Here is an 18,955-nt window from a genome sequence, read left to right as displayed (position 1 = left end):
ATCAACGCCGCGGTCGCCCATTGGCGCAGGCCTGAGAAGTCCGGTTAAACCAAAAACGGAGACCCTTCCGGATCTCCGTTTCCACTTTCGTGGCGGGGAGAGGATTTGAACCTCTGACCTCCGGGTTATGAGCCCGGCGAGCTACCGAACTGCTCCACCCCGCGTCGGTAAATACAACATTACCAACTGGTGAACTCAATAGCGAATCGAAAAGAGTGTCCTTAATCGCACTACGCCTAAATGTCCGACCTGATCCGAATTATCCTTTGGTTATATCCAGATGCCTCGGCCCGGCGTTACCCGGGTTTCAAAGACCCCAGGGTCTTCCGCCGCATGATTGCACACTCCGGCGGGTAGCCCGTCGCCACAAGGTGCCTGAGAGTCTGCTGCGATCGCCCTAGCCCGCTCAGGGGAAGATTCTCGGGCCTTCCAGCGCCCGGGGCACTGCGGTCGGCCTGGAACTGCGTCAGCCTTCGGCCCCAACTTACACATATGCCGACGACCGCCCCCTCCCGTACATGGGTTGACGGCAGTTCCCGCATCAATTCACGGGTACTGATCCGGCAACGGGCAACTTGCAGATTAACACAAAATGGAGATCCGTTAGGATCTCCATTTTGCCATTCGTGGCGGGGGCAAGATTTGAACTTGCGACCTCCGGGTTATGAGCCCGGCGAGCTACCGAACTGCTCCACCCCGCGATGACTAGACAATTCTTGCATCATCGCGGAGTGAAAGCAAATCGGTCAGCTGGTGCTAGTGCTTAGCCTTCAGCACCGTCCTGGGGTGCTGGCGATTGGGCTGCGTCCTGATTTTGTCCGTCGTCCAGTTTCACATCCCCGTCAACCTCGGTGCCGTTGATGGCCGCATCTGCGTCCATCGCGCGGGTCAAGGCATCCTCCAACTGCTTCTGCGATTCGCCGTAGGCTCCGAAGTCACTCTTGGCCAGCGCTTCCTGGCCATTCTTGATGGCTTCATTCGCATCAGCCAGAGCTTCGGAGAGCTTCTGGGTATCAGTCTTGGTTGGTTCCTTCTCGCCCTTTGGATCATCCTCTGGCGTAACGCCTTCGGTCTCACCAGTCACTGCACCGGACTCACCGCCGAAGACCTCATCCAGTGCTTCAGCCAAGGTATCGGCGAAGCCAACCTTGTCGCCGAAGGAAACCAGGACCTTACGCAAGGTCGGGTAGCTGGTCTGTCCCGAGGACTGAACGTAGACCGGCTGAACGTAGAGGATACCGCCGCCAACTGGCAGCGACAGCAGGTTGCCGTTCTTGACCTCCGAAGCACCCTGACGCAGCAGGTTCAATTCAGTGGTCACGCGTGTGTTGGTATCGAAGTTCTGCTGTGCTTGGCCTGGGCCAGGAACCGCAGTATCTCGTGGCAGCTCGAGCAGGCGCAGCTTGCCGTAGTCTTCGGCCTTCGCCCCAGGTTCGGAGCCGGCATCGGCGTTGGCCGAAAGGAAGCCGAAGAGCACGTTGCGCTGCTGGCCGTTGGCCGCGGCAGCAGGGATAAACGTCGAGGTCAGCGAGAACGACGCTTCATCCTGGGTCGGCATCTTCAAGGACATGAAGTATGGCGGCTGCTTCACGCCAGCGGCGGATGAGGTCGGATCATCCGGTACAGCCCACGCATCGTTGGACTCGTAGAACGCGTCCGGGTTGTCCACGTGGTAGGTGGTTAGCACTTCGCGCTGCACCTTGAACATGTCCTCAGGGTAACGTACGTGCTCCATCAACTCAGCCGACATGTCATCCAACGGGTTCAATGCCGTAGGGAAGACCTTCTGCCAGGACTGCAGGATCGGGTCTTCGGTGTCCCAGGCGTAAAGCTTGACCGTTCCGTCATAGGCGTCGACGGTGGCCTTCACCGAGTTGCGCAGGTAGTTCACGCGGCCGGTCAAAGACAGGTCCTGCGCATTAGTCAGCGAGTCGGTCACTGCCGAGTCCAATTGCTGCTGCTGCGAATACGGGAAGTCGTTGGAGGTGGTGTAGCCATCGATGATCCACTGCACGCGGCCATCAATGATGGCAGGGTACGCCTGGGAATCCAACGTCAGGTACGGAGCAACCTTGCTCACGCGATCTCGAGGATCACGATCGTAGAGGATCTGCGATTCGCTATTGACGTTCTGTGAGAGCAAGAGGTCAGTGGAGGCGAACTTCAGTGCGTAGACCAAGCGGTTGAACATGTTGCCAACGTTCGGACCGCCATCGCCCTGGAAGGTATAGCGGGTGTCTTGGTTCTCGCCACCGGTACCTGGACGGTCAAGTTCCTGGTCGGTCCATCCCTCATCCGGCCCGCCGACAATGGAGTAGGACGGAGAATTCTCACCGAAGTAGATCCGCGGCTCGTAATCCTCGTCGGTAATCAAATCACCAGAGGTCGGGATGCCACCGAGCATGAAGTCCGGACGACCACCGGCAGCCACGCGGTTACCGTAGGCAGCCACCAGGCCGTAGCCATGGGTGTAGTTGATGTGCTGGTTCACCCACGTGTCGGTTGGGTCCACGTTCACTTCACGGGCGGCAATAACGGTATCTTCCACCTTGCCGTCGATCTCGTAACGGTCGACGTTAAGGGTCTCGGCGAAGGTGTAGTAGCCGCGGAACTGCTGCAGCTGCGCGAAAGCAGCCGAAACCAGGTTTGGATCCAGCAGGCGGATATTCGCGGTGGTTGAGGTTTCCTCGGCCAGCGCATTCTTCTCAGTCGAGATCTTCGCATCGTAGTCAGTAACTTCGACATCGTCGAGACCGAAAGCCAAGCGCGTCATTTCGATGTTGCGCTCAATATAGTCGCTCTCCAACGCCCTTTGGGAAGGGACCACCTTGTACTGCTGGATCAGGAACGGGTAGACGCCGCTGGCAACGATCATCGTTGCTACCAGCATGGCGGTGCCGATCAATGGCAAACGCCAGCGACCGTTGATTGCCGCAATCACGAAGGTGATGGCGATAAGGACTGCCACAATGGCCAGAATCATCTGTGCAGGGATGACAGCGTGGACATCCTTGTACAGTGCACCGGCGACACGGCCGGACTGGTCGGTGAGGGTCTCGTACTGGCCGATCCAGAAGTTCACAGCCTGGAAGATCAAGAAGACTCCGACAACAACTGCGGTGTGCACCCGAGCGGCCTTGCCAACGGTTATGCCGCCACGCTCTTCAACGCGGATTCCGCCGTAGAGGTAGTGGGTCAGCAGACCAGCCACGCCGCTGAGCAGCACGACCGAGATCAGGAAGCCGTTGACCAGTGCGATGAATGGAAGGGAGAAAACGAAGAAGCCCAGATCCATGTTGAACTGGGGGTCAGTGCTACCGAAACCGACCTGGTTGAAGAACAGCAAGATGGTCTGCCACTGTCCGGCCACGGCAACGGCAGCAAAAATGCCGATCACCAATGGAATGCCAACCATCAGGAATCGGCGGACTGGTTCCAGCTGGGCCTGGTAGCGCGACATGGAATCAGGTCGGGTCGAGTTTGGCGCATAGACAGGGCGGTGCTTGTAGGCACTGCGCATCGAGAACCACATTGGAACCGCCATCAGCACCAAAGCGATCAGGAAGATCACTAATTTGGAGATCCGCTCAGTCCAGTAGACCTCGGAGAAACCCAGCTGGTTGAACCAGAGGATATCAGCGTAGAAATTCGACAAGAAAACGAAGACTGCGACGAGAATGACCACCGCGAAGATGGTCAGGGTCAGCGGCGAGGCTTTCTTGCCCGAAGGGTTGGAAGGTCGTTGTGGTTCTTGGGGCCGCGGCGGACCCCCGAACGGACTATCCGATCCGAAAGACACTATCTATTCCTTACTTTGGGTTCTTCCCGTTGTTCCCAACAAGAGAACTCGTGTACCTAATTCTTGTACGGGCGTTGTGTACGAGACTGGTTTCCTTGCATCACATTCTTCCCTTGATGCCCGGCTAAATCTATTCGCATGTCGTGAAAGTCGCCGGGTCTTCACCTGCGGCGATCTTCTCCAATGCCTGGCGAGCTTCTGACAGGGTTGCAACCTTGATGACATCCAGTCCGGCAGGAATACGCCCTATGGCTTCAGCGCAGTTGTCGGCTGGGGCCAAGAAGACGGTTGCTCCGGCATTCTTCGCCGCCACCATCTTCTGGGCGATTCCACCGATTGGACCGACCTTGCCATCGGCTGAAATCTCACCGGTACCCGCGATGTGGTGGTCCCCCGCCAATGAGCCTTCCGTCAGGCGGTCAATGATCGCCAAGGCAAACATCATGCCGGCGCTGGGACCGCCAACATTTTCCAACCCGAAGCTCACATCGATAGGGAACTCGTATTCGTTGCCCAGGAAGACACCCAACTGGCGTTCGCCATTCTCGGCTTCCTTGGTGTTCACAGTGACATCTACGTCGCTGTAGACGCCATGCTTATCCGGTCTGCCAACGGTCAAGGTTGCTGGTTCTGCACCGCGGGAATTCAGTTCTTCCTTCAGCTGTTCCAGCGAAGTGATCCTCTCTCCTTCGAATTTCAGAAGGCGATCCTTGGGCTCAAGCACTTTTTCATTCGTGCCGGTGGAGAACTCAGCGACCGTAAGCCACTCGGTAAAGCCCTGATCCAGCTCGGCCAAAGCCGCTGCCACAGCCAAGTCCTGCGATGAAGTCATCATGAAATCATTTTGTTCATTCTTCTCTTCCGAAGAGACACCACGAGAAATGATGGTTTCTTCAGGAACTAGATCCTTGGCCGGATTGACCAATGCTTCAAGTACGACAGGTATGGTGATTCGGTTCTGCCCGCCACCCTGGACGTAAATGGTCAACAGATCCAAGACGCTCTCCGAAGGGTATGACTGGGCTCCCTTGATGGAGACCACATCGTGCCCGTTGTCCTCGCCAAGAGTGTTAAACACTGGGCCAGGCGACCGGATCATGAAATTCGTCGGGAGAAACATCATGACGCCGATCAGGAGGAGCGCAACGACGCCGGAGCTGGTGCGTTTCATGGTTTTGGAACCTCGCGGAGTACGGCTGGAATCGCCTGGCTCCAAAGTCGAGTCTTGTGGTTCCTGTACGTGCACTGATCCTGCTCCCGCCAACTGTCAAAAAATACGCGGATCCGTCCTTGCAGACATCCCCACCCTTAGCCTACTGAAGCCCTGGGTTTAAAAGCATCAGCATCAAGGCGTATTCGATGTGCCGAAAGCGAACTGAAGCCCAGATTCATGGGAACTATCAGCTACTCGCGGTAGTTTTAAAGGCATGGCACAGAACCCCCCGAATAACCGCCCTAACGGCGATGACGACGAAAACAATCAGCAGGACCCATTTTCTGCAATGTTTGGTCAGCTCTTCGGTGGCGGGTTCGACCCGAATGACCTCCCGCCGCAGCTTCGTGATGCCCTTGGTGCTCAAGGCGATCCGGCTGCGATGCAGAAAATGATGCAGCAGGCCCAGGCCATGATGTCCGCGATGATGAGCAATAACGCGTCTTCCGGTCCGGTGAACTGGAAGCTTGCATCCGACACCGCTTTGCAGGCATATGCCAGCGATGATCCGGCGGTATCGGACGCGCGCAACAACGCCATCAGCGATGCGTCAAACCTTTCTGAACTGTGGCTGAACAACGCTACGGTGTTCGAGTCGAACGGCCGCTCGACCGAGGCATGGACTCGTAAACGATGGTATGACAAGACCCTGGCCACCTGGAAGCAGGTCACCGAGCCTGTTGCCGAGTCGGTAGCTAACGCAATCACCACCGCGATGAAGGATCAGATTCCCGAAGAGATGAAGGGCATGCTCGGCAATTCCGATGGCATGTTCCGCAATCTCGGAGCCAGCATGTTCGGCATGCAGCTGGGCACTGCACTGGGCGGCTTGGCAACCGATGTGCTTGGCGGCACCGATATCGGCCTGCCTTTGGCAGGAACCACTCCAGGCATTATCGCGGCCAATGTCAGCAAGTTCGGCGATGGCCTTGAAATCCCAGAGCAGGAAGTCCTGCTGTATGTGATTCTGCGGGAGAACGCACACGCACGATTGTTCAACCGGGTCCCTTGGCTAAGCTCCAAGTTGATTGGTGCCGTGGAATCCTATGCTCGGGGCATCCATATCGACATGTCGCGCATTGAAGAAGCAGTACGCGGTATCGATCCGTCCAACCCCGAAGCGCTGCAGTCGATGCTGGGTGAAGGATTGTTCACCCCGCAGCGCACCCCCACTCAGGAGAAGGCTCTAGAAAACCTAGAACTGACGTTGGCATTGATCGAGGGCTGGGTTGATCATGTGGTCTCCTTGGCCGCCCAGAACCTTCCATTTGCTGGTCACCTCCGCGAGACGATGCGTCGCCGCCGTGCTTCGGGTGGCCCAGCTGAGACTGCCTTCGCATCTCTGGTTGGCCTTGAATTGCGCCCACGCAAGCTGCGCGAAGCGGCTGCCCTGTGGGAGCACTTGTACGACGAACGTGGAATCGAGGGCCGTGATGCCGTATGGGATCACCCAGATCTGATGCCTACCGCGGAAGACCTCACCGATCCCAAGGGCTTCACGCATCGCCTAGAAGTTGCCGCGACCGAGTTCGACGACTTTGACGCAGCACTGGGTAAGCTTCTGGACGGCGGCTTCGACAACGCTGAACCCGAAGCCGAAGGCGATGACGGCTCAGGGAATCCAGAGGATCCGAAGAACTGATTAGATCGAAACCTCGAAGGAGGGATGTGCACGAGTGCACATCCCTCCTTCGTGCATTGAGCTACTGTTCCTCGTCATGGCCGAAACCCGAAAGTTCATCCTGGGCCCGGCCCAATTCCTTGGCGTGAGCGTTGTAGCCTGCGTGGAATGCCTCCAAGAAAATATCCGCCTGCGCTCGGCGTTCGAACCGGTTCAGCAAAGCCTGGAACCTAGGTCCGTGGCCGGCCCGCGGGACCACCAGATGCGCAAGCTCGTGGACTAGAACATAGTCCTGCACCCAGCTGGGCATATGCTGCAACGTGACCGATAAGCGGATGCTGCGCTGCCGATATGAAGCCGAACCCCAACGCTTATTCTGGTTGGCTACCCAACGCACGGATTGCGGCGCGGCTTCGCCGGCGAAGTACTGCTGGTCAAGAGATGCCGCTCGGCGCTCCAGCGCATCATCGGTATGACCCGCGGTACGCGCTTGGCGTCCCCTGCGATACTTCGAGATCATCTCATCAACGAAAGCGCGTTCCGTTTTTTCGTCCAGCGCTGCAGGGACTTGGATAATCAGCCGGTTATCGCGCCACTGGGAGGAAATGGTCTTCTTGCGCTTGGCCGAGCGGAGAACCCGCACTGGAATCTCATCCGGCGCTACGAAGTCGACGGAGTTTGGAAAAGCTGGCATTGCATTGCGCCTCTTTCCTCATCTATGGCAGCGGCCGGGGACCTTCCTGTCCGCTCACTACGTGATCTCTAAGCTACGTCCTAGCCTGAACAGCTTCGGACCAATTCGCCAACTTGTGGAGAACCCTATGCGCGGCGCTCGCCAACGACCGCAAGCACCGCCTCGCCATATCGTTCAAGCTTGCTACGTCCCACCCCGGGAATCTTCGACAATCCCTGGATTGAATCCGGCTGGTGCTCCGCGATGGACATGAGGGTTGCATCGGTGAATATGACGAATGCCGGGACCGCGTTGGATTGGGCAACCTCCGATCGCCATTCACGCAAAGTCTCAAACAACGCTTCATCATAGGCAGCAGGGCACGAGGCGCAACGTTTGAGCTTTCGCTCTTTTGCACTGGTCAAGAAGGATCCACAGGTCATGCAGACTGCGGGCGTGATTTTCTGTTCGCGTTTGCGGTAGGTGGTCTGCTGCCTGCTGCTGGCTTGGCGTACCGATTTAATTCCATCGAGGAATCGTGATGGGTATCGGTGCGCGCGTCCGCCCGGGGTCCTTGCCAGCGACCAGGACAGGTACAGGTGCTTCCGTGCGCGGGTAATACCCACGTACAGCAGCCGCCGTTCTTCATCGAAGCCCGCTTGGTCCTTGGCATAGGAGATCGGGACCAGGCCTTCGTTCAATCCAACCAGAAATACAGCATCCCATTCCAGCCCCTTGGCTGCGTGGAATGATGCCAAGGTGACGCCATCCAGAGTTGGCGCGTGCTGGATCGCTGCGCGGTCTTCCAATTCCTTGACCACATCGTGCAATGTGGCATCAATGTCTTGTTCTTTTTTAAGCGCAACGACTTCGTCGGCCAGGCGAACCAGTGCCGACATCGATTCCCAACGCTGGCGCACCGCACCAGTGCCGCCGCTTGGGGCATTCGCCGAGTAGCCGTGCGAGGAGAGCACATCGCGCACCATCTGCGCAACCGGAGTATCTGCGGCGACGCTCAAGCCGGCCCGCAAGGCCAGCATCCCTTCCTTGACTTCGCGACGGGAGAAGAACCGCTCGGCACCACGCATTACGTAGGGGATGGAATACGCCGTCAGTGCTTGCTCAAAAGCCTGGGACTGCCCGTTAGTGCGGTACAAGATGGCAATCTCGGAGATGTCCTGGCCGTTTTTGAGCAGCTGCTTGATGCGCTGGGCGACTTCCTCGGCTTCATTTTCGTCATCCGTCGCTTCAAAGAATTCAGGGGCCGGACCGTGATCGCGTTGCGCGATGAGTTCCAGTGGTTCAGGCCAGGTCACGTTACGGTCAGGGACTTGGGATTCAATGCGCCGATTAGCAAGCACCTTATTCGCCAGGTTCACGACTTCAGGAGTGGAGCGGTAATCGCGTACCAGCTTCACGACCTTTGCTTCCGGAAACCGTGTGCCGAAGTTCAGCAAGAAGTCTGGGCGTGCACCGGTGAAAGAATAGATGGTCTGGGAGGCATCGCCCACCACGCACAGTTCGTTGCGCTGGCCAAGCCAGAGATCCAGGAGCCGTTGCTGCAACGGCGAAACGTCCTGGTACTCGTCGACGACGAAGTGGCGGTACTGCTGGCGTACACTGGCTGCGACTTTTTCATTGTCTTCAAGAATTGCAATGGTCAGCAGCAGTACGTCTTCAAAGTCGATAACTCCGCGGTCATCTTTGAGCTCTTCGTAGGTCTGGAAGATGCGGGCCATGCTCACTGCTTCGAGACCGTTGGGCAGTTCTCGGGAAGACGCAATCTTGGCGTAGCTTTCCGGGGTATGCATGGAGACCTTGGCCCATTCGATTTCCGCAGCCAGATCACGGACCATGGCGCGGTCGCTGGAAATGCGCAGGCGACGCGCTGCCTCCGCAATGAGCGGGGCCTTGTGTTCTACCAAGTTCGGCAGGGTACCGCCAACGGCCTGCGGCCAGAAGTACTGCAGCTGGCGCAAGGCAGCTGCGTGGAAGGTACGCGTCTGCACGCCGGGTGCGCCGAGCTGACGCAAGCGGGTACGCATCTCCGCAGCTGCACGCGTGGTGAAAGTCAGCGCGAGAACACTGGTCGGGTTGTAGATGCCAGTATGCACGCCGTGGGCGATCCGGTGGGTAATTGCTCTGGTCTTGCCGGTTCCTGCGCCCGCCAGAATACACAGTGGACCGCTGAGGGTTTCAGCTGCTTGCCGCTGTTCAGCATCCAGTCCCGCTAGCAAATTGTCTGCTGGCGGATTGTCGTATTCGGTCACTTGCTCAGGGCCTCCGGAAGGGGTTCGCCGTACCAGGTACGGATCAATGCGTGGGCTATCGAGACTCCGCGCGGTATATCTATTGTTCCTGATTCCAGAGCTTCACGCAGTTCGGCTCGTGTGAACCAGCGAAGGTCCATGATTTCTGCACCATCCGGAACCAGCTCTTCGCTCAAGGCTTCAGCAGCGAAACCGAGCATCAGCGATCGCGGCATTGGCCAGGGCTGGGAACCGCGGTAGGCGACCTCTCCAATACGCACACCGGATTCTTCAAAGATCTCGCGGCGCACAGCAGACTCCAGGGACTCCCCTGCTTCGACGAATCCTGCAAGCACCGAGTACATCCGGTGCTTGAAGGTGGCGTTGGATCCGAGCAGCAATCGATCTTGGCTGTCGATCACCGAGGCAATGATTGCCGGGTCGGTACGTGGAAAAAGCTCGTGGTCATTGTTCACGCAACGCTGGCCCCACCCGAAGGTGGCAGCCCTAACGGGTGAACCGCAGCGTGGGCAGAATTTCTCTGAACGGATCCAATTGGCGATCGCCTGCGCTTCAACGAAGAGTTCTGCATGCAGTTCATTGAGCAGGTTGAAGCCTTCACGTAGCGTCGTCCAGCGCTCGATGCCGCTGGAGGCATAGTCCGCGGCATCAACGAGAGCCAGAACGTATTCCGTGCCTGATGCACGCCCCAGGTACACCTGGCGCTCGGAGTCTTTTGCGAGGTAGTCCGTGCCGTTGAGAAAGAAGAGATCAGAGCCGATAGTTGCCGCGCCACCACCACTGATCAGCAGCACCTTGGTGCTGCGCTGCTTAAATAGGCCAGGCAAAAGCATCGGGTCTTGCTTTTCGGTCAGTGGGCGCTCAATCAGAGACTGTCCGAAGTGGAGTCCGGTAAGTGGGGTTCGATAAGTTTCTGCCAGAGCCATACCTCTAACCTAATGCACGTAGCGCTCCAGAATCTTGATGCTTGCTCAATGTGGATAGCTGTTGATCAATGAGATTCGTCGCAACTCTGAATGTTGCCGGTGAATCCCGCCATATTCCGTGCGTCATTCAACGATAGAAAAGGGAATCTCGCATACGGTGGAACTTGTGAAACGCACTGCCATGGAACTCGCCGCAATTGCCACCGCCGCCGTCCCCGGATTGACTCCGGTAGGCTTCGCGGCGCTGTCCGACGATGCAGAAGATTTTGACTCAGCATTGATCGTCGACGCACTCAAGCATCGCTGGCGCGTTCGTTCACCTCGGCATGACGAGGCAAGCATGCGTCTGGAAGCAGAGCTTTCGGCCTTGCGCGCTTTCTCCGCCAAGGTCCGCGCTTCACTGCCGTTTTCCTTGCCTGCCGTAGCCGGCACCGTGCGCCAGGGCCCACTGCGCACCTTTGTCTACAAGGATATGCCCGGACACGTTCCGACCCTCGATGAATTGGTTGATGTCGGCAGCAACCTGGCCAAGTCGCTGGGCCAGTGCATGGCTGCCATCCACCAGATCCCAGATGAAGCTGTTGAAGTGGCAGGCCTGCCGACCTACACTGCCGACGAGATTCGCCAGCGCAAACTCAACGAACTGGATACCGCCGCGGCTACGGGCAAGGTGCCAAGCGGTTTGCTGCGCCGTTGGGAACACGCCATGGAGGACGTGGCGCTGTGGCGTTTCAACGCTGCCGTAGTTCACGGCGACTTCGATGAAGAGCAGCTGCAGATTTCCCATTCCAGCATCACTGCAGTCAAGGGCTGGACAGATTTGCACGTCGGTGATCCCGCTGATGACTTCGCTTGGCTTTCGGCCATAGAAGACCAGAGCTTCAGCGAGCGCGTTTTCACCGCCTATGTCGAAGCCCGCGGCAAGGCTGCGGATCCGCACATCATGCGTCGCGCCGCGCTGGCCGCCGAATTCGCGCTGGCGCAGTGGCTGGTGAAGTCTTTGGATTCCAAGGACTACGAGCGCATCGCCGAGGCCGAAGAGATGCTACGCGAATTGGACCAGAACATCGCGGAGTACGGTGGCCAGCCATTGTCGGTCGTGGAAGCTCCGCGCCCTTTGGCTCCCCAGCCAGAAGCACCGGCCCAGAAGGCTCCGGAAAAGCCGGCCGCCGTCGCCGCGCCAAGCATTAACACCGACAAGGTCACTCCCCTGGCAGCGGAATCGCCGAACTCCGCAACACCCCGAAGCACAGCGTCCAATGTCCAGGCCGCGCCAGGGGAGTCTGGTGACCAGCCAAAATCTGATGCTGTTCAGGCTGATGCCAAGAACAGTTCGCCTGCGAAGGATGAACCCGCCTCCAAGGCCGCCGAACACGATAGTGATGCAGCGGAGGCCGAGTCAGCTGCCGCACGGCCAATGAGCACGGCTGAGCCTGCTGAAAAGAACAACAAGCCTGTTGAGGACGCCGAGAAGTAAAGACTTCCCAGCGTCCTGAGCGGCTAGCCTTCGAGCTGTTCAAACGCGCTGCTGATCATCTGTTCCAGTTCTTGCTCATCGGAGAGATACTCCGCGTGGATCGTAATGCCCGCCGCCACATAGTAGAAGGCGGCCTTGATCTCCTCTAGCGGGATTCCGTGCAGGCGTGACCAGCCCAGACGATACACCGCGAGCTGGACCAGCTTGCTCTTCAGATCCTTGCCGCTAGGAACTCGACCGGTTTTCCAGTCCAGCATCAGCCACGTACCGTCGTCCATCCGGAAGACGGCATCAATGCGGCCACGCACAGCCACCGGACCCACACGGGTCTCCAATGGAACCTCGACATAGGCCGGCTGCAGCTTGGACCATTCGCTGGATAGGAACGCTTCCTTCATGGATTCAAGGTCCAGCGCCTCATCAAGATAGCCATCTGCCGGATCCTGCAGGTCTCCCAGATCAAGCATTGACGTCTTCTCGTAGAACTCTTCAATCCAGGCATGGAACGCGGTACCGCGCCGTGCAGCGAGCCCCGGTCGACGCGGCACCGGGCGTCGAAGGTTTTCCAGTACCCCAACCGGGTCCTCGGCCAGCTCGACAAACAACGAAGCACGCACATGCTCTGGTGCCTCGATGCTGCGCTCACGGCCAGCCAAGAACTCGCGCTGGCCTAGAAGTTTCTCGGCTTCTTCAGCCCACTGCCTCCCGAAGCTGGTCAGCGGCTCATGATCTGTTGGAACGGATTCGAGATCCTTCGCCACTTCCGCAATGACATTGCGCCGTGAATACGGGTATGGAGTCTTTTGCACTCCCCCCGTGACGACGGGGCCTTCCAATGGATCGTACGGCCACAGCGCTTCAAGGGGCGTCAAAGTGCTCGGGTTTTGTTCCGGCGCTTCTTCGTCCTTCACCCAGACCCCGATCTCCGCCTGGGGTTCCTCGCCTTCGGCCAGCGGAAGCAAACAGGTGAAGAATTCTGATGGCTCGGTTGGCTTGGTACGGGTGCTCGTCCAGACGCTGCTACTGCAAATCAGCAATGACTTGGCGCGGGTCACCGCAACATAGGCCAGGCGACGCTCTTCGGCAATGTGGTGGTCCTCTACCTGGTCCTTGAAGACCGATTCGGCTTCCAGCAGTTCCTTCAAGGCCGGCTGTTCGGTGTCCCATTGGGGCAGGTCGCGGGCGTCGCCACGGATTTCCCAGGGCAGCGCTTTGTCACCGCTGGTCCACCGGTCGGATTTGGAACCCGGGAACACCCCGTCGTTCAAGGTCATCACCGCCACGATGTCCCATTCCAATCCCTTGGACGCGTGAACCGTCAGCAATTGGACTGCCGCGGGGTCAGCATCTTCGCTTGGCAGCGGTAGTCCCTTTTCCTTTTCGGCGGCCTGTTCCAGCCACATCAAGAAGCCGGACAGTTCAACGCGTGGCGCATTGCGGCAGTATTCGCGCACCACATCGGCGAAGGCATCGAGGTTGGCTCGCGCCTTGTCTCGAGATATCCACGGACGGGCAGCCACCTCGATGTCCAGGTTCATGGCGCGTTCGGTCTCGCGAATCAGCGTTTCAAGGTCGTCATTGGCCAGCAGCCGCAGGCCGGCGAGTTCATCGCGCAGAGCCGCCAAGCGCTCGTAGCCCGCTGCGCTAATGGTCCTGCCGTCATTGCTGGTCCACCCTTCCCTGGGCAGGAAGTCCAGTGCTTCGACGAGGCTGGCCGCATCATTGAGTTCGGCGCGGGCCGCCTCGGTCACTGCTTCTTCGGGGCTCTGTGCCTCTTCGCTTTCTGCCGGGTCTGGCTGCAGCCCGCGGGCTCGCCGCCGTTCCAGCTGGCGGGACCAATCGGCGAAGGCCATCAGGTCTGCGGCACCCAGCCGCCAGCGCGCTCCAGCCAATAAGCGCATGAGCTTGTCGGAGCGCAGAGGGTCAACCAGCACGTGCAGGTACGAGACCAGGTCGGTGAGCTCAGGGGTGCTCAGCAATCCGGATAGTCCCACGAGCTGGTATTTGATGCCCCGCTCAGCGAGCACCTCGCCCATGATGCTCAACTGGGCACGATTTCGCGAGAGCACCGCACTGGTCTTCGGCTCGGAAGATGCCCTATTCTCGGCAACAATCATGTCAGCTATGGCTTCTGCCTCGTCGCGAACCGTTGCGCAACGGTTGAGCACCACACGACCTGGCTTGGCATGCGCCGAGGAATCCAAGGGCTTGACCGAGACCGGGCCTTGATGCTGCGGCCCGCCGGCGGTGATGCTATTCGCTGCCGCGAGCACGTTGACGGTATTGCGCCATGCGATGGTCAGGTGCTTCACGTGGGCGACGTCCCGGCCTGTGTCCCGAACAATCGGGAAGACTTCTGGGAATCGGAACAGCTGTCCGGCACTGGCCCCGCGGAATCCGTAGATGGATTGGTTAGGGTCACCCACCGCGGTGACCGGATGGCCTTCGCCATAGAGTTGAGAGAAAAGCGCCATCTGCGCGTGCGAGGTGTCCTGGAATTCATCCAGCAGCACCACCTTGTGGCTAGCCCGTTCGGCGAGCGCAGCTGCCGGCACCTCCTGGGCGATACGCGCTGCGTGGGCCACCAAGTCGCCGTAGTCCATCACCCCGAGGCGCTTCTTTTCCCGGGCGTACTCTTCAGCCAACTCAGCGATGGTGGCACGTGAAGCCAGCTTGTCGATGAGCTTGAGGGCTGCTTGGGTAGTTTTTTTGGGCTTCTCTGCGTCCATCGGCAAGGTGCGCAGGCGTGCCACCAGTTCATCAATCCACTGATGGGCCTCCGGTGCGGTGACCAAGTGCTCGGATGCTTCGGAACTGAAGGAAACGATGGCATCAATCAGTGTGCTGGTGGCACTGTTCAGGTGCTCGTAGTTGCCGGTGTATCTTTCCAGCACCGAGTGGGCCACCTGCCATGATTGGGCCGCGCCCAACAAGGCACTGTCTTCTTCAAGGCCAAGCCGCAGCCCATGGTCTTGGACCAGGGTGTTGGCGTAGGAGTGGTAGGTGGATACCGCAGGGTCCAGGAAGTCCCGGGTTTCTTCTGGGCTGAGCAGACCGGTGGCCACAAGCTGCGCGATCTTGGCACGGATACGCACGGAAAGCTCTCCCGCTGCCTTGCGGGTAAAGGTCACCCCGAGAATCTCTTCCGGCCGGACCAGCTGGTTGGCTACCAGCCAGACGACTTTATCCGCCATGGTTTTGGTCTTGCCCGAGCCGGCGCCGGCGATGACCAGCATCGGTTCCAATGGCGCAGCGACTATCTCAGCCTGCTGCGCAGTGGGCGGAAACTGCTCGCCCAGGGCTGCGGAGAGTTCTTCTGGAGTGAATCTGATATTGCTCATGGTTCGGTGACCTGTCGTCCTTGGGCGCACAAAGGGCAGATTTCGGGCAGCGTGCAGTTGCCGAGGATTCCCGCGGCTCCCGAAACGTGCCGGGTGATGAATTCACTGTTTCCCATCAGCGAGGCAGCTTCGAAGATGAGCGTGCGGGCCCAATCTTCTTCACCAATTGATGGTTGTTCACGGACCGAGGCGCCCTTGGTGCTGGTACCGACGTAGACCAAGGATGCGCCGGCTGGCTCATCCGGGAGTCCTGCAGTTTCCTCGTGATCTTGCAATGCACCGAGCTGGATTGCGGTTTGGTAGACGCCTAGCTGCGGGTGTTCCAAGGTTGCGTCCTTGGATGGCGCAGTGGAACCGGTTTTCAGGTCAACGACCCTCACCTTGCCGTTGGCGTCAGCTTCGACGCGGTCGATAATTCCGCGAAGCTGGATATGCGTACCGTCAGGGGCTGGGACCTCGATCTGGAACGGCATCTCGCGAGCCACCAGTTCGCGTCCTTCTTGGCGCATGGTGACGCAGTAGGCGGCGAACTTCTTGAGCATGCTATTGGCACGGTCGAAGTCCCTTTGACCTTCCCAGTTCACCAGTTTTTCCAGCTCTGGCCAGCGTTGCTCCAGGATCTGCTGGTACTCGCTTCCGCTTGCATCGGGATGCTCTTCGGCGATGGAGTGGATCAGCGTACCCAAGGAGGCCGCGAAATCGCGGGCAGCGGTTCCACCAGCGCTTTGCACAAACCAGTTCAGCGGCGATTTCACCAGGGTTTCCACCTTCGACGGTGACACCCGCCGAGGCTGGTCTTCCGGGATAACCGGTTCATGGGTAGTCAGTTCGCGCAACCCCCACCAGGAACTTGGATGCGCTCCTCGCACCGGGCGCTCTGCCTGAGCCAGGCGTCCAAGCACGTGGGTGGCGTCCTGGTACAGGCTAGCTGCTTCCACATCGTCCGGCGCTGGCACTGCCCCAAGGCCGGCGGCCCTGGCTCTCTCGGCAGTGCTGCGCAGCTCTGCCACCAAGGTTGGAAGCGAACGGATGCGCGGAACCGCGGTTGGTTCCCTGCCTTCTGGCCCCGGTGGCTCGACCAGGTCCAGGAACGAGGAAGGCTGGTTGTCCTCGTTATCGACCGCCGTGCAAATCAGCTGGTCTCCAGCACGGGAGACGGCATTGCTGAAGCTGCGCAATTCGTCGTTGCGGATTTGGCGTACCAAATGCGTTGGCGTTCGGGTGGCCAGGAATTCAATGCCATGCTCCGCGGCGTCGGCGAGCGCATTGGAACCGAGCAGCTCGCCACGGAGCCGGAGGTTGGGCCAGGAGCCTTCTTGCAGCCCGGGGATAAAGACCACTGGCCATTGCTTTCCGGCAGCGGCAGCGGTAGTGAGAACCGTGACGGTTTGCCCACCGGCAGCACGGGTTGCCAAGGAGTCCATGGGCAATTCCTGCTGCAAGATGTGCTCGATGAACTGCTGGACGCTGGCGCCGGGAAGCTGATCCACAAAACGTTCTGCGGCTTGGAAAAGCGACAGGACAGCATCCAGGTCATGATCGGCGCGGCGGGCGGCAGTGCCGGTGCCCAGGGCCTCTTCGCGCCAGGCTTTGGCCCGGCCCGAGGCCTCCCACATCACCCAGAGCGCTGTTTCCGGTGTAGCGGTTCCGCTGGCCAGTTCGTCTTGCAGCGCAGAGTACATTTTCAGCAGCCGGTTCAGTCCGTAACCCGGCTTGCCCAATTTCTCGGCCATTACCGGTTCACGCAGGCAGGATTCAAGCAACTCCTGGCTGGAGCGGCGTCCGCCGGCTGCGGCTTCCTGCTGGCGCAGGAGCTGGCGGATCCGGCGGATTTCCAAGGCGGTGCTCATCCCGTAACGCGACAGCAGCAGGTTCTGCATCAGGAGCGGGTCATCGGTGACAGAATCGCTGAACGCCAAATTCAACAGGTCAAGCAGCGGACGGACCGCACCTTCATCCTTCAATGGAATCTCGGCCGGCGGCACCTGCACGCCGATTCCCTGGCCTTCAAGAAAACGGCTGAAGGAGCGCACCTGTGAACCGTTGCGCACCACAATCGCAATTTCAGCTAGGCTGCGGTTCTCATAGAGGTTCAGATGCACTATCCGCTGGGCAATGAAACGTTCTTCCAAGGTGGAATTCTCGAATACCAATACCTGGCACAGTTCGTGTTCCGGCACGTTCAACGGCTCAATAGCCCGTCCGCGCAAGCCTGCAGCCAGCGGCACGCGGCTGACGATCCGTTTCCATGCCTCGGTGATCTGTCCAGACATTCGATAGCCGTGGGTCAGTTCGAGGCACGTCGCTTCGCCAGCACTCGAGTAATTCTGTGCGAAACGATGCAATTCATCGGTGCGGGCACCGCGGAATCCCTGAACTACGCTGTCGGGTGCAGCGAAAGCGACCATGGCGCGGTCCTTGCCGAGCAGAGCCAGGAGGCGGTGCTGCGACAGGGTGGCTTCTTGCAGGTCATCCACGAGGATCAGGGCCAACCGGTCCTGTTCTGCGTGCAGGAACGCTTCATTGTCTTCCAGAATTTGTGCCGCCCGGGTAATCAGCCCTGCCGGGTCGAAGGCTTCGGCGCTGCCCAAGTCCAGCAGGTCGCGGTATTCCTGGTAGAACAGCGCCGCAGCGTGCCATTCGGGGCGGTTGGCTTGCTGGCCGAGGTCAGCGATGTCGGCAGGTTCCAATCCCAGCTCTGAAACACGGTCGAAGAACTCGCGGATTTCCTTGCGGAAGCCGCGAGTCCCTACTGCAAGCGCCAGCTCGCTTGGCCACTGCGGTCCTTCGGTGAGGCCTTCGGCATGGCCCTCCAGCAGGTGGCCGATGAGGGTGTCCTGTTCCGGACCGGAGAGCAAGCGGGGAACGCGTTCGAGCTGGGGCAAGAGTCCTTCAACGCGGGCACGGCGGATCAAATCAAAGGCATAAGCCGACCAGGTGCGAACCACCGGTTCGGTGAAAGTCCGTTCTGCTCGGCGGCTGAGCTCATCACGGATCGAGGCAGCGGTCAGTCGAGTTGGCCCGATGATCAAGAGGGCCTGCGGATCGAGCCCGGCGTCAAGGTGCGCAACGGCGGTGTCGATGAGCAGATGGGTCTTGCCCGTACCCGGCGCCCCAGTGACCAGGACCGGGCTTTCCACCGAATGCAAGTGGCCACGGACCGAGGTGGCTTTTTCGCGGGGCTGGCTTCGGGTCTCTTCCATACTCATAGTTGATCATCCATCTCGGACATTTTAGGGTTGCCCAGCGCCGTACGCAGCGCGTCAATTTTTTCCCACGCCCAGTCGTTGGGGTTCCAGCGGTATCTATTCATGTTCACGTGACGGCCAGGTGCTGCCAGTTCTTCTGCGATCCAGTGCCGTTCTGCTGCTTCGGCAAGCGCATCGGCCATGGAACCGTTGGAGCGGATAATCCGCCACCATGGTGTCCCTTCCGGCGCGCTTGCCATCGCCTTGCCCGTTTGGCGTGCTCCCCCGCTTCCGAGAAGTTCTGCCACGTCCTTGTAGCTGAGCACCGCCCCTGCCGGGACGAGTGCTGCGAGGCGATGCACCGCCTCTGAATAGTCCAGGGGTTTTTCGGCTGCGTCAGATGTCATAGCCCTATTCTGCCAATTAGCTTGCAGGACTCCACAACAC

10 protein-coding genes and 2 tRNA genes are annotated in these 18,955 nt (G+C 59.3%); 2 read left to right on the top strand and 10 right to left on the bottom strand.

Annotated elements, in window-relative coordinates; genetic code table 11:
* Positions 1–90: 90 nt before the first annotated feature.
* The 4 genes from ACIQTS_RS01650 to ACIQTS_RS01635 form a co-directional block, all read right to left on the bottom strand.
* Positions 91–164 (bottom strand) — tRNA-Met (locus ACIQTS_RS01650).
* 463 nt (positions 165–627) lie between these two features.
* Positions 628–701, bottom strand: a tRNA-Met gene (locus ACIQTS_RS01645).
* Positions 702–763: 62 nt separating this feature from the next.
* Positions 764–3,799 (bottom strand): UPF0182 family protein, encoded by a 3,036-nt coding sequence (locus tag ACIQTS_RS01640; RefSeq protein ID WP_105657496.1) that lies wholly within the window; start codon positions 3,797–3,799, stop codon positions 764–766.
* 130 nt (positions 3,800–3,929) lie between these two features.
* On the bottom strand, positions 3,930–4,877 hold the full coding sequence (locus ACIQTS_RS01635; RefSeq protein WP_402470756.1) for a PDZ domain-containing protein: 948 nt from the start codon (positions 4,875–4,877) through the stop codon (positions 3,930–3,932).
* Between the two features lie 349 nt (positions 4,878–5,226).
* Here ACIQTS_RS01635 and ACIQTS_RS01630 point away from each other — a divergent pair, with 349 nt between their 5' ends.
* Positions 5,227–6,654: a zinc-dependent metalloprotease gene (locus ACIQTS_RS01630; protein WP_402470753.1), complete on the top strand. Its 1,428-nt coding sequence runs from the start codon at positions 5,227–5,229 to the stop codon at positions 6,652–6,654.
* A 61-nt stretch (positions 6,655–6,715) separates the two neighbouring features.
* Here the strand turns inward: ACIQTS_RS01630 and ACIQTS_RS01625 are convergent, their stop codons facing one another.
* From ACIQTS_RS01625 to nudC, 3 genes are all read right to left on the bottom strand, one after another.
* Complete coding sequence (locus ACIQTS_RS01625; RefSeq protein ID WP_402470751.1) at positions 6,716–7,327, bottom strand: SprT-like domain-containing protein; 612 nt, start codon at positions 7,325–7,327, stop codon at positions 6,716–6,718.
* Positions 7,328–7,452: 125 nt separating this feature from the next.
* The gene (locus ACIQTS_RS01620; protein WP_332489282.1) at positions 7,453–9,576 is read right to left on the bottom strand and encodes an ATP-dependent DNA helicase UvrD2; all 2,124 of its coding nucleotides are present in this window, start codon (positions 9,574–9,576) and stop codon (positions 7,453–7,455) included.
* A complete protein-coding gene (gene nudC, locus ACIQTS_RS01615) occupies positions 9,573–10,409 on the bottom strand; it encodes an NAD(+) diphosphatase (RefSeq protein WP_402470748.1) in 837 nt (278 codons plus the stop codon). Before nudC ends, ACIQTS_RS01620 begins: the two co-directional genes overlap by 4 nt.
* Before the next feature lie 259 nt (positions 10,410–10,668).
* Here nudC and ACIQTS_RS01610 point away from each other — a divergent pair, with 259 nt between their 5' ends.
* Positions 10,669–11,979, top strand: a complete 1,311-nt coding sequence (locus ACIQTS_RS01610) for a phosphotransferase (RefSeq protein WP_400288331.1) — start codon at positions 10,669–10,671, stop codon at positions 11,977–11,979.
* A 23-nt stretch (positions 11,980–12,002) separates the two neighbouring features.
* Here ACIQTS_RS01610 and ACIQTS_RS01605 read toward each other — a convergent pair whose 3' ends face one another.
* The 3 genes from ACIQTS_RS01605 to ACIQTS_RS01595 are packed head-to-tail and all read right to left on the bottom strand — an operon-like array spanning position 12,003 to position 18,915.
* Entirely contained in the window at positions 12,003–15,320 is a 3,318-nt protein-coding gene (locus ACIQTS_RS01605) for an ATP-dependent helicase (protein WP_402470745.1), read from the bottom strand.
* Positions 15,317–18,529, bottom strand: a complete 3,213-nt coding sequence (locus ACIQTS_RS01600) for an ATP-dependent helicase (protein ID WP_402470742.1) — start codon at positions 18,527–18,529, stop codon at positions 15,317–15,319. The genes ACIQTS_RS01605 and ACIQTS_RS01600 overlap by 4 nt, the downstream gene beginning before the upstream one ends.
* Entirely contained in the window at positions 18,526–18,915 is a 390-nt protein-coding gene (locus ACIQTS_RS01595; RefSeq protein WP_166650728.1) for an MGMT family protein, read from the bottom strand. The genes ACIQTS_RS01600 and ACIQTS_RS01595 overlap by 4 nt, the downstream gene beginning before the upstream one ends.
* Positions 18,916–18,955: the final 40 nt, after the last annotated feature.

The organism is Glutamicibacter sp. NPDC090743 (genome assembly GCF_044769125.1).
GTDB lineage: Bacteria > Actinomycetota > Actinomycetes > Actinomycetales > Micrococcaceae > Glutamicibacter.
This window is presented reverse-complemented; position numbering and strand designations above follow the sequence as displayed.

Excerpts from the sequence above, each read along its gene's own strand:
- ACIQTS_RS01605 (WP_402470745.1), bottom strand. The coding sequence starts at position 15,320 with ATGAGCAATATCAGATTCACTCCAGAAGAACTCTCCGCAGCCCTGGGC.
- ACIQTS_RS01600 (WP_402470742.1), bottom strand. The coding sequence starts at position 18,529 with ATGAGTATGGAAGAGACCCGAAGCCAGCCCCGCGAAAAAGCCACCTCG.
- ACIQTS_RS01630 (WP_402470753.1), top strand. The coding sequence starts at position 5,227 with ATGGCACAGAACCCCCCGAATAACCGCCCTAACGGCGATGACGACGAA.
- ACIQTS_RS01625 (WP_402470751.1), bottom strand. The coding sequence starts at position 7,327 with ATGCCAGCTTTTCCAAACTCCGTCGACTTCGTAGCGCCGGATGAGATT.
- ACIQTS_RS01595 (WP_166650728.1), bottom strand. The coding sequence starts at position 18,915 with ATGACATCTGACGCAGCCGAAAAACCCCTGGACTATTCAGAGGCGGTG.
- nudC (WP_402470748.1), bottom strand. The coding sequence starts at position 10,409 with ATGCTTTTGCCTGGCCTATTTAAGCAGCGCAGCACCAAGGTGCTGCTG.